Source organism: Pseudodesulfovibrio sp. 5S69, assembly GCF_037094465.1.
GTDB lineage: Bacteria > Desulfobacterota > Desulfovibrionia > Desulfovibrionales > Desulfovibrionaceae > Pseudodesulfovibrio > Pseudodesulfovibrio methanolicus.
Genome location: NZ_CP146609.1, coordinates 1,101,173 through 1,112,500, shown reverse-complemented (window position 1 = coordinate 1,112,500; position 11,328 = coordinate 1,101,173). Strand labels below are relative to the sequence as shown.

General features: G+C 64.0%; 10 protein-coding genes (1 of these 10 running past the window's edge). 9 read left to right on the top strand and 1 reads right to left on the bottom strand.

What is annotated here, in order from left to right; genetic code table 11:
• Positions 1-1,185, bottom strand: the 5' portion of a protein-coding gene (locus tag V8V93_RS05190; protein ID WP_338669300.1) for an SLC13 family permease. It extends 60 nt beyond the left edge of the window; only the first 1,185 of its 1,245 coding nucleotides appear in the window; its start codon is at positions 1,183-1,185; its stop codon lies beyond the left edge, outside the window.
• A gap of 143 nt (positions 1,186-1,328) precedes the next feature.
• Between V8V93_RS05190 and dnaE the strand changes: the two genes are divergently transcribed.
• The 9 genes from dnaE (at position 1,329) to V8V93_RS05145 (ending at position 11,327) form a co-directional block, all read left to right on the top strand.
• Positions 1,329-4,883, top strand: coding sequence for a DNA polymerase III subunit alpha (gene dnaE / locus V8V93_RS05185; protein WP_338669299.1), 3,555 nt, complete (start codon positions 1,329-1,331; stop codon positions 4,881-4,883).
• A 399-nt stretch (positions 4,884-5,282) separates the two neighbouring features.
• Positions 5,283-6,299: a PEP-CTERM sorting domain-containing protein gene (locus V8V93_RS05180; protein ID WP_338669298.1), complete on the top strand. Its 1,017-nt coding sequence runs from the start codon at positions 5,283-5,285 to the stop codon at positions 6,297-6,299.
• 159 nt (positions 6,300-6,458) lie between these two features.
• A complete protein-coding gene (locus V8V93_RS05175; RefSeq protein WP_338669297.1) occupies positions 6,459-7,070 on the top strand; it encodes a hypothetical protein in 612 nt (203 codons plus the stop codon).
• Between the two features lie 70 nt (positions 7,071-7,140).
• Positions 7,141-7,500 (top strand): nucleotide pyrophosphohydrolase, encoded by a 360-nt coding sequence (locus tag V8V93_RS05170; RefSeq protein WP_338669296.1) that lies wholly within the window; start codon positions 7,141-7,143, stop codon positions 7,498-7,500.
• Positions 7,500-7,880: a 6-carboxytetrahydropterin synthase QueD gene (gene queD / locus V8V93_RS05165; RefSeq protein WP_338669295.1), complete on the top strand. Its 381-nt coding sequence runs from the start codon at positions 7,500-7,502 to the stop codon at positions 7,878-7,880. The genes V8V93_RS05170 and queD overlap by 1 nt, the downstream gene beginning before the upstream one ends.
• On the top strand, positions 7,880-8,149 hold the full coding sequence (locus V8V93_RS05160) for a hypothetical protein (protein ID WP_338669294.1): 270 nt from the start codon (positions 7,880-7,882) through the stop codon (positions 8,147-8,149). The genes queD and V8V93_RS05160 overlap by 1 nt, the downstream gene beginning before the upstream one ends.
• Positions 8,150-8,151: 2 nt before the next feature.
• The gene (gene dtd, locus V8V93_RS05155; RefSeq protein ID WP_338669293.1) at positions 8,152-8,616 is read left to right on the top strand and encodes a D-aminoacyl-tRNA deacylase; all 465 of its coding nucleotides are present in this window, start codon (positions 8,152-8,154) and stop codon (positions 8,614-8,616) included.
• A 40-nt stretch (positions 8,617-8,656) separates the two neighbouring features.
• Positions 8,657-10,078 (top strand): sensor domain-containing diguanylate cyclase, encoded by a 1,422-nt coding sequence (locus V8V93_RS05150; RefSeq protein ID WP_338669292.1) that lies wholly within the window; start codon positions 8,657-8,659, stop codon positions 10,076-10,078.
• A 34-nt stretch (positions 10,079-10,112) separates the two neighbouring features.
• The gene (locus V8V93_RS05145; protein ID WP_338669291.1) at positions 10,113-11,327 is read left to right on the top strand and encodes a CgeB family protein; all 1,215 of its coding nucleotides are present in this window, start codon (positions 10,113-10,115) and stop codon (positions 11,325-11,327) included.
• The last annotated feature ends 1 nt before the right edge of the window (position 11,328 follow it).

Sequence of the window (11,328 nt, the reverse complement as noted above, 5' to 3'; positions counted from 1 at the left end):
ATTGAGCACGAACCCCAGGCCGAGCATGACCTTCAGGGACGCGCCCTTCATCTCGCCGAAGGCCAGGGCGTTGGAGGTGGTGGCGACGGGGGTCATGAAGGCGCAGGTGGAGGCCACGCCGACCGCAATCATCAGCGGCAGCGGATCCATGCCGTGCCCCTTGGCCGCATAATAGGAAATGGTGAAGAAGGCGGTCACCACCGCGGTGTTGGACAAAAACTCGGTCAGGGTGATGACCGCCGTGATGGTCAGCAGGAAAAGCAGGCGCGGGTCCATGTCGCCTTTGAGCAGCTTGCCCGCCAGGACCACTGTCTTGTGGTCCAGCCCGGTCCAGTGGATCACCGCGACCAGCACGGCCAGGGCCAGGATGAAGATGAATCCCCGGCGCGGCACGGACTTGAGCAGCCCGGCCCCAGTGAGCAGCGGCCCGGACCGCCCTCCCCCGTCCGGCGCGCGGCGCACGAAGAGCAGGTACAGGAAGAGCGCGGCGAACCCCAGGCTGACCACGGGCGAGATCGCCGCGAATCCCGGCACGTTCTCCCGGACCACGGCCTCAAGCACGAAATAGACCATGTACAGCCAGAACAGCTTCGCCCCGTACCGCTGACGGGCGTCGACCCGGCCCCGGCCCGGACCGGACACGTCGATGACCGCGCCCCGCGCCGACTTGGGCAGCCCCAGCCCGGCGACCACGAACCAGGCAAGCAGCACGAAAGCTGCCACCAGGGGCACGGACCAGAGGAACCAGTTGAAGAAATTCAGATTGTTGCGCCCGGCCACCTGAAACAAGTCCAGGGCCGCGAAGAGCACGGCGTTGGCCGGCGTGCCGATCATGGAGCCCGTCCCGCCGATGGCCGCCCCGTACAGGGCCGAACACATGAGCACCGTGGTCATGCCGGTCACGCCCCGGGCCGCGAAGTCGCGGTCAAGCCGTTTCAGCACCGGGATCAGGGTCAGGACCGTGATGGTGTTGGGGATGAAGGACGAGAGCACGGCCGAGGCCGCGATGATGTAGAGCAGCACCCGCCCGGCCCGGCCTCCGCTACGCCTGAGCGCCCAGGCCACGAACCCGTCCGTGATGCGCGTGGCCGCCATGAGCTGGTACACCAGATACCCGCACACGAAGAGCAGGACCAGGGGCATGCGCCCCCACAGATAGGCGGTCACGGTCGTCAGGGAATCCACAGCGTCTCCGGGCTACAGGTTCGACAGTTGCAATGGACCGTTTTCACACAAGAATGTCAACCGAATCGCCGCTTTCTTTTCCGGGTGGCAGTCCCCCCGGCTTTACGCTATCATCGTCTCCTCAACGCAAGGAGTTTCAATAAGTGGCCGAATTCGTTCATCTTCACGTCCATACCGAATACAGCCTGCTCGACGGCGCCATCCGCATCGGGGACCTGCTATCCAGGGCCAAAGACCTGGGCATGCCCGCCGTGGCCATCACCGACCACGGATCCATGTACGGGGCCGTGGTCTTCTACATGGAGGCCGAGAAACTGGGCATCAAGCCGATCATCGGCTGCGAGGTGTACGTGGCTCCGGGCGACGTGGACGAGGTCGACGCGCACCACAAGAAGGACCACGGCGGCGGCTACCACCTGGTCTTGCTGGCCAAGAACCAGCGCGGCTACAAGAACCTGATCAAGATCGTCTCCGAAGGGTACCTGAACGGCTTCTACTATAAGCCGCGCGTGTGCAAGAACCTCCTGAAAAAGTACTCCGAAGGCCTGGTGGCTCTGTCCGCCTGCCTGGCGGGCGAGGTGCCGCGCAAGCTCATGAACGAGGGGCTTCAGGCGGGCGCGGACATGGCCCGGATCTACGAGTCCATCTTCCCCGGCAATTTTTACCTGGAGCTCCAGGACAACGGCATCGGCAAGCAGACCCGGCTCAACGAGCTGCTCATCCAGTGCGCGGAGGAGACCGGCCTGCCCCTGGTGGCCACCAACGACTGCCACTACCTGACCGCCGAGGACTACGAGGCCCACGACACCCTGCTGTGCATCCAGACCCAGACCACGGTGGATGCGGAGAAGCGCTTCCGCATGGAGACGAAGGAGCTCTATTTCAAGACCCCGGAGGAGATGGAGAAGGCGTTCGCCCACGTGCCCGAGGCCATCGCCAACACCCAGCGCATCGCCGAGCAGTGCAACCTCGAGATCGAGCTCGGCAACTACTATTTCCCGGAGTACGAGCTGCCCGAAGGCGTGTCCATGAACGAAGAGTTCGACCGCCTGTGCCGGGAGGGCCTCAAGCGCCGCCTGAACACCATCACCTATGAGGTGGACGAGAAAAAGTACTGGGATCGGCTGGACTACGAGCTCGGGGTCATCAAGGAGATGGGCTTCCCGGCCTACTTCCTCATCGTCCAGGACTTCATCAACTGGGCCAAGGACCACCGCATCCCGGTGGGGCCCGGCCGAGGCTCGGCCGCCGGTTCCATCGTGGCCTGGTCGCTCAAGATCACCAACCTCGATCCGCTCCCCTACGATCTGCTGTTCGAGCGCTTCCTGAACGTGGAACGCGTGTCCATGCCCGATATCGACGTGGACTTCTGCGAGCGCCGCCGCCTGGAGGTGGTCAAGTACTGCGCCGAGAAGTACGGCGTAGACCGGGTGGCCCAGATCACCACCTTCGGGACCATGAAGACCAAGGCGGTCATCAAGGACGTGGGCCGGGCGCTGGGCATGACCTTCGGCGAGACCGACAAGATCGCCAAGCTCATCCCGGACGACCCGGCGCTCATGGCCAAGCTGCTCGGCGTGGAAAAGGCCAAGATCACCGTGCCCAACGCGGTCAAGGCCGTGACCGAGCTGGACGACATGGTCGCCACCGACCCCAAGGTGGCCAAGCTCATCGATATCTCGACGCGCCTCGAAGGGCTGTGCCGCCACGCCTCCACCCACGCGGCGGGCGTGGTCATCTCGAACAAGCCCATGACCGAATACCTTCCTCTCTACAAAGGGAAGAAGGGTGAAATCGTGACCCAGTTCGACATGAAGAAGGTCGAGAAGGTCGGCCTGATCAAGTTCGACTTCCTGGGGCTGCGGACCATGACGGTCATCGAGGACTGCCTGGACATCATCCGCGAGCAGGGCAAGAAGGCCCCGGACCTGGAAACCCTGCACCTGGACGACCCGGATACCTTCGCCATCTTCGCCAAGGGCGACACGGACGGCATCTTCCAGGTGGAGTCGTCGGGCATGCGCAAGTACCTGCGCATGCTCCGCCCGGACCGCTTCGAGGACATCGTGGCCATGCTCGCCCTGTACCGGCCGGGCCCGCTCGGCATGATCGGCTCCCACGGCGTGTCCATGGTCGACGAATTCATCATGCGCAAGCACGGCGAGATCGAGGTCACCTACCCGCACCCGTCCCTGGAGGAGACCCTGAAACCGACCTACGGGGTCATGGTCTACCAGGAGCAGGTCATGGCCACGGCCATGGTCATCGCCAACTACTCGCTCGGCGAAGGCGACCTGCTGCGCCGGGCCATGGGCAAGAAGATCGCCGAGGAGATGGCCAAGCAGCGGTCCCGCTTTCTGGAGGGCGCGCGCGAGAACGAGATCGACGACGCCGTGGCCAACGACATCTTCGACACCATGGAGAAGTTCGCGGCCTACGGCTTCAACAAGTCCCACTCCGCGGCCTACGCGCTGATCTCCTACCACACCGCCTATCTCAAGGCCCATTTCCCGGTGGAATTCATGGCCGCGCTGATGAGCACGGAAATGAACAACACCGACAAGATCATCATGTACGTCAATGCCTGCCGCGACATGGACATCAAGGTCCGCCAGCCGGACATCAACGAAGGGCAGGCGCGCTTCTCGGTCAAGGACGGGGATATCCTGTTCGCCATGGCGGCCATCAAGAACGTGGGCGAGGAGGCGATCAACGAAATCGCGGCCGAGCGCGCGGAGAACGGTCCGTACGAGAACATCTTCGACTTCTGCGAGCGGGTGAACCTGCGCCGTGTGACCAAGCGGGTCCTGGAATCGCTGATCAAGGCAGGCGCGTTGGACTGCTTCTCCTGCTCCCGCGCGGCCCTGCTCGAAGACCTGGACAAGGCCGTGGCGCTGGGCCAGAAAAAGGCCAAGGAGCGGGAGTCCGGCATGCTCAACATGCTGGACATGCTCGGCGGCGGCGAGAAGAAGGACTCGGCCCACACGCCGACCTGCTCCCTGTGCGAGGAGTTCGACGACCGCGAGAAGCTGACCCTGGAAAAGGAGGTCCTCGGCTTCTTCCTGTCCGGGCACCCGCTGCTGGCCTACCGCCACGACATGCAGCGGCTGCGCACCGTGACGCTGGAGGAGTGCAAGACCATCCCCAACGGCACCGAGGTCCGGGTGGCCGTGATCATCCCGGACTACAAGCAGTTCATCACCCGCAAGGGCGCCCCCATGGCCTTCTGCAACGCCGAGGACCTGACCACCTACGGCGAGATCACCATGCTGCCCAACGTCTATGCCGAGGCGCGCGAACTGCTCGACGCGGACCGCCCCCTGCTGGTTCAGGGCAAGATCGACCAGCGCGACGACCAGCCCGGCCCCGAGGACGCGCCCAAATCCGCCAAGATCCTGGCCGACAAGGTCCTGTTCCTGGCCGACGCGGCCCAGGGCTCGGATCAGCCGGTCTCCCTGTGGATCGGCGAAAAGAACGCGGTCGATCCGCACCTCAACGCGCTCAAGGCGATCCTCCAGCGCTACCCCGGCACGACCGGCGTGAACCTCGGCATCATCACCCGCGAGGCCGTGGTCAACCTGCGCCTGGGCAACGGCTGGAAGGTCTACCCCGGCCGTGATTTCTGGAAGGAGGTCGAGGCCTGGCAGAACGGCGACGCCAAGACCTACCGCGCCGAAGCCGAGGCCGAACTCCTGTAGCCCGGCCCGAGGTGTTGTCGGAATACCTTACAGATACTTCTTTCCACAACATACCGATTTCAAAGGGTATACTTACCCACGCTCCGGTTCCGCCCTCGGCACGGGGTGCTCAATGCGCCGAGCCGGCCGGTTCCCTTCGTCCGCACCGGGCAGCTCCCCCGAAGTTTGACACCGGGAACCGCCAAAATTGCCAATATGCAAAATAGATAAAATCTATACCTTTACAAAAGTGTAAAGTTTTCCTGAATGTCGGAAAACTTCACACCCGCCCACGGACCAATTTTACGAATTCACCAACGAAACCAGTATATTAGATTCTGTATGCTTATTGCATTTACTGCTATGGTAAGGTTCAAGCGTGCTCCGCACCGGATTCCGCAGCAGACAAGGATACACATCATGAAGCAATACATACTGATCCCTCTTCTGATCATCGGCATATTCGTGGTTGCCCGGCCCGAACGGGCCGAGGCGCTGGTCCTGCCCTCCGCCGACTCGGGCTTCGCGGTCACCTACGGCGATTTCTATTCCTATTCGCTGCCCATCCTCCAGGACTTCCTCGGGTCCGACTACAACATCTTGTCCAACTCCGGCCATATCAAGAACGACGTGGTCATCGCCACCGGCGTGTCCGGCACCGACGTCAACCTGAACTTCACCGACATGGACAACGCCTACCCGACCCCCGGCGGAACCGGCAGCAGCGACACCTTCGACACCGGCACGACCGCCGATCCCGCCCCGGCCCTGGACAACGACCGCGCGGATTCCTGGGATTCGACCATCGCCAGCCTGGTGAACTTCCTGGGCGGCCAGTCCCCGATCTTCCTGTTCAACAACAACCAGACCAACAGCGACGACTCCATAGACCAGAACCTCTGGATCTGGGCCCAGGTCGAAATCTGGAGTTCCGCCGGCACGGCCAACTCCCAGTACTTCGAACTGACCAGCACCAACGGCGACGGCAGCGGCACCTTCGGCGGCAACCCGTACGACTATGAGGCTCATGCCTACGACAATCCTTCTTTTACCCCGAGCACCCCGGACACCATGCCCACGGACTACGTCCTGTCCGGCGGCAACGTCTGTCTCGACGGCGGCGGCGCCCCGGTGGACTGCGGTTCGAGCGAAGTGGTCTACGGCCCCTACTCGCACAACCTGGGTTCCGACCGCGCCGCGTACGCCGTGGTCGCCCCGGAGCTGAACGACCTCCTGGCCGACTGGGACGGCGACAGCCCCTACGACATGCTTTCCATCAAGATCAAGATGTCCGCGCTGAACGCCGGCGGCGAGCAGGCCTACATCTTGCCCGGCACGGTCCAGACGACCACCGTGGTGCCCGAGCCGTCCACCTGGCTGCTCATGGGCCTCGGCCTGCTCTGCCTGCCCCTGGTCCGCCGCTTCCGGCGCGGCTAGCCGCCCCGGCTCCGACCGAATGTCACGGCCCCGCCACGGCGGGGCCGTTTTTTGTTGGTTGACAAACCGCGCCGCGCTCGCCCACCATGCACCATGGACCAAGCCCCGAAGCGCCCCCCGCTTCGACACACGCAACCCCATAATCGCCGGGAAGGACGCATGAGCCGAGTCAACGAACTGCTGCAGAAAATCGAGGAACTGGAGGGAGAACTGGAACAGGAGCTGCGCGCCAAGCGCGAGGGCCTCGAATACACCATCAAGCGACGCAAGATCAGCTTCACCCGCGAGGTCAAGGCCAGGCAGAGCGAATTCCTGAAGAAGTGGCTGGACTACGTCTACGACTCCGGCCCGCTGATCATCCTGACCATCCCGCTCATCTGGGGTGCGCTCATCCCCTGCGTGATCATGGACCTGGTGGTCTCCGTCTACCAATACATCTGCTTCCCGGTCTACGGCATCCCCTTTGCCCGGCGGCGGGACTACGTGGTCATCGACCGCCAGCACCTCGGCTACCTGAACTGGCTGGAAAAGATGAACTGCATGTACTGCGGCTACTTCAACGGCGTCATAGCCTACGTCCGCGAGGTCGCCGCGCGCACCGAACAATACTGGTGTCCCGTGCGTCACGCCCACCCGGTCAAGTCCGTGCACGGCCACTACCGGACCTTCTTCGAATACGGCGACGCCCAGGGCTACCGCGAGGGCCTGGAACCGGCCCGCGAGGAGCTGGCCCGCAAGCTGCGCGAGGAACTGCTGGGGAAGAAGAAATAGCGGGACGGCTCTTACCGCCCGGGCGGCCCGTCGGAGACGGCCGCCGAACCGATCAACCACGAGAGAGTACATGGATTCCCTGGAAGAACTCAACGAGCGGCATCGCAGATTCGTCGAGGACCGCAACTGGCAGAAGCACCAGACGCCCAAGAACCTGGTCATGGCCCTGACCGGCGAGGTCGGGGAACTGAACGAGCTGTTCCAGTGGCTGACCCCGGAGGAGAGCCGGGAGGTCGCGGGCAAGCGCAAACAGGCCGTGGCCGAGGAGCTGGCCGACGTGCTCATCTACCTGGTCCGCCTGGCCGACGAAACGGGCATCGATCTGGTTGCGGCCGCCCACGAAAAATGCGAGATCAACGAGAGAAAGTATCCGGCCGAGGCGTTCCAGGGGAACGGCATGCGGCCGCACGAATACAAGGAGTCCAGATAATGCCCGGCAAATGGAAACTGACCATCGCCCAGGAATTTTCGGCCTCGCATCAGCTGCGCAACTACTGCGGCAAGTGCGAGAACATGCACGGCCACAACTTCGGCGTGGAGGTGGTGGTCGAGGGCGACACCCTGGACCCCAAGGTCCAGTACCTTGTGGATTTCAAGGAATTGAAGGACCGCACCAAAGCCGTGCTGAACCGCCTCGACCACACCCACCTGAACGAGGTGGAGTGCTTCAAGGAGATCAATCCCTCCTCCGAGAACCTGGCCATGTTCATCTTCCGCAACCTCAAGGGCACCCTGCCGGAGAACGTCTCCCTGGTGGAGGTCTCGGTCTCGGAAAACAACACGTCCAAGGCCACCTACTGGGAAGAGTAATGGTCGGGAACAAAGACGGAAAACAGGGCGAAAAACGCGGCGAGATCAATGGCATGTCCTACGGGAAGATCATGACTTCCCTGCTCATCCCCAAGGATGCCCGGACCAACCCCAGGCGCATCCTGAGCGGCATCGCCTTCGTGGCCTTTGTCTGCTTCTTCGTGTTCGGGACCATGTACCGGGGGTGCAGCCGGCAGAACGAGTTCGGCTGCCGCCCGTCCGGCGTTGAGCAGTCCGCCCCGCAAGTGCCGACGGGCGGCGAAGGCTAGCCGTGCGCATGGTCATCCAGCGGGTGTCCGACGCCTGCGTCCGCATCAACGGCACCACGGTCGGCGAGATCGGCACCGGCCTGCTCGTGCTCGTGGGCTTCGGCGGCCGGGACAGGGCGGACTTTCCCGAGACCCCGGCTTGGCGCAAGATGCTCGACAAGCTCTTCAACTTGCGCATTTTCCCGGATGACAACGGCAAGCTGAACCTGTCGCTTACGGACATTCAGGGCGACCTGATGCTTGTCTCCCAGTTCACGCTCTACGCGGACTGCAAGAAGGGGCGGCGGCCCTCGTTCACCGACGCCTGCCACCCCTACATCGCCGAGTCCCTGTTCGAACGGTTCGTCGAGGACGCCCGCAAGCTGGCACCGGCCGGATTCGCCACGGGCCGCTTCGGAGCCGAAATGCACCTGGACTTCACCAATTGGGGCCCGGTGACCATCATCCTGGATTCCGACGAACTCTAGCCCGGTTGCCTCCGGGCGGCTCCTTGCCTACACTGCCTCCATGTCCGTCAAGACCAAACTCATTACCGCTCTGACCCTGATCCTGCTTGTAGCCTTCCTGGCGACCAGCCTGATCAACTACGCCTTCACCCGGGCCACGGTCCGGGAGGAGCTGCTCAACTCCTCCCTGCCCCTGACCGGCAAGAACATCTACTCCGAAGTCCACGCGGACATGCTCCGGCCCATCCTGGTCTCCACCTCCATGGCCAACGACGCCTTTCTCAAGAACTGGATTGATTCCGGGGAGAAGGACCTCGGGGCCATCACCCGCTACCTGTCCGACCTGCGCGACAAATACGGGTTCCTGACCACCTTCTTCGTCTCGGCCAAGAGCGACAACTACTATTACCAGGACGGCATCCTGAAGAAGGTCGGTCCGCGCGACCCGCACGACGTGTGGTACTACGCCTTCGTCCGCAAGGACGTGGAGTTCGCCCTGGACGTGGACACCAACCAGGCCGAGGGCGGCCAACTGACCATCTTCGTCAACTTCCGGGTGGAGGACGAAAACGGCAGGCTCCTGGGCGTGGCCGGGGTGGGCGTGAACATCGACCGGGTCACCGGCCTGCTCGAAAAGGCCCGCCGCGACTACCACCGCGAGGTCTACCTGGTGGACCAGGACGGCCTGGTCCAGGTCCACCGCGACAAATCCCGCATCGAGCGCTACTACATCACCAAGGCCGGGGGCATCCGCGACGTAGCCCCGGCCATCCTCGTGCCCCGCGACGACTCGCGCAGCTTCCAGTACGACTGGAACGGCGAGCACTACCTGCTGTCCACCCGGTACATCCCGGAGCTGAAATGGTTCCTGATCGTGGAGCAGAGCGAGTCCTCGGCCCTGGCCTCGGCCCGCGACAACCTCGCGCGCACCGTGCTCATCGGCCTGCTCGCCTCCATCCTGATCATCGTGCTCTGCTCCATCACCATCAACCACTACCAGGGCCGCCTGGAAAAGCTGGCCAAGACCGATCCGCTCACCGGAGCGGCCAACCGCCGCGCCCTGGAAGAGGCCTTCGAACAGTTCGCCTACAAGGCGGACCGCTACGGTACGCCTTTCTCGGCGATCATCATCGATCTGAACAAGTTCAAGGCCATCAACGACGAGCACGGCCATCTGGCCGGGGACGACGTGCTCAAGGATGTGGCCGCCGCCACCCGACGAATCATCCGGCCCTCGGACACCCTGGCCCGCTGGGGCGGGGACGAGTTTCTGATCCTCATGGACGGAGGGCTCGCGGAGGCCGAGGCCCTGGCCGAGCGCGTGGCCCGCGCCCTGGCGGACGAGGAGCGGGCCATCCCGGTGACCTTCAGCCACGGCCTGGCCCGGTTCGAGGCGGGCGACACCCTGGAATCCATGACCCTCCGGGCGGATCAGGCCATGTACCGCTCCAAGGACGGCGACTGCCGGGACCGGGACCTGTAGACAAAAGCCCACCCGGCCGATAGAGAAGGGAATCATGCAAGCATCCCCGACCAATTGGCCCAGATTCCGGGGCGCGTCCCCGCGCATCCTGCTGCTCACCAGCCAGTATTTCCTCATCGGCGAGCTTGCGGCCGCCTGCGAACGGCTCGGCGTGGAACACCTGCTCCTGGACTTCGGGACCAGGGAGATGGACCTCGACGAGTTCGTGGCCGCCATGACCGAAGCCTTCGAGACCTTCCGCCCGGACTTCGTGCTCACGGTCAACCACCTGGGCGTGGACCGCGAGGGCGTCCTCGCCTCCCTGCTGACCAAGTACGACCTGCCCCTGGCCTCCTGGTTCGTGGACAACCCGCACCTGATCCTCGGGGTCTACAAGCACCTGCTCGAACCCCGCACCGCCCTGTTCACCTGGGACCTGGACACCGTGGCCCCGCTCTCGGACATGGGCTTCGAGCACGTCTTCCACCTGCCGCTGGGCGCGGACCCGACCCGGCTCGTGCCGCACCGCGACAGGCCGGTGGAGGCGTGGCGCGCGTCCATCTCCTTCGTGGGCAACTCCATGCTGACCAAGACCCTGATGCGCGCCCGTGCGGCCAACCCGTCCGAACACCTCTTCCGGGCGGCCATGGAGGTGGCCAAGGCCTTTGCCCTGTCCGACGCGCAGCAGGCCGGGCCGTTCATGGCCGAACACTTCCCCGAGGTCCGCGCCGCGTACAAGGCATTCGGCGATCCCGGCCGCGAGCTGGCCTTCGAGACCTTCATCACCTGGCAGGCCACCCTGCTCTACCGCCTCGACTGCGTATCCCGCATCCTGCCCTTTTCCCCGCTCATCGTGGGCGACACCGGCTGGCAGGAGCTGTTCTCCGCGCAGAGCGGCTGGCGCTACCACCCGGAGCTGTCCTATTACGAAGACCTGCCCGACTTCTATCCCGCAAGCGAGATCAACTTCAACTGCACCAGTCAGCAGATGAAGGGCGCGGTCAACCAGCGGGTCTTCGACGTGCCCTGCTGCAACGCCTTCCTGCTCACGGACCACCGCCGCCAGGTGGAGGACCTGTTTGAGCCCGGCACCGAGATCGTCTGCTACGCGAACCCGGACGAGATCCCCGAACTGGTGGAGCGCTACCTGGCCGACCCGGCGGCGCGCGCCCAGGTGGCCGCCGCGGCGCGCAGGCGGGTCCTGGCCGAGCACACCTACGACCACCGCATGACCTTTCTCATGGAGGCCATGCGCAAGACCTTCGGGTAGG

Coding starts and splice junctions, on each gene's coding strand:
- V8V93_RS05175 (WP_338669297.1), top strand. CDS start 6,459: ATGAGCCGAGTCAACGAACTGCTGCAGAAAATCGAGGAACTGGAGGGA.
- V8V93_RS05170 (WP_338669296.1), top strand. CDS start 7,141: ATGGATTCCCTGGAAGAACTCAACGAGCGGCATCGCAGATTCGTCGAG.
- V8V93_RS05150 (WP_338669292.1), top strand. CDS start 8,657: ATGTCCGTCAAGACCAAACTCATTACCGCTCTGACCCTGATCCTGCTT.
- V8V93_RS05160 (WP_338669294.1), top strand. CDS start 7,880: ATGGTCGGGAACAAAGACGGAAAACAGGGCGAAAAACGCGGCGAGATC.
- V8V93_RS05180 (WP_338669298.1), top strand. CDS start 5,283: ATGAAGCAATACATACTGATCCCTCTTCTGATCATCGGCATATTCGTG.
- V8V93_RS05145 (WP_338669291.1), top strand. CDS start 10,113: ATGCAAGCATCCCCGACCAATTGGCCCAGATTCCGGGGCGCGTCCCCG.
- queD (WP_338669295.1), top strand. CDS start 7,500: ATGCCCGGCAAATGGAAACTGACCATCGCCCAGGAATTTTCGGCCTCG.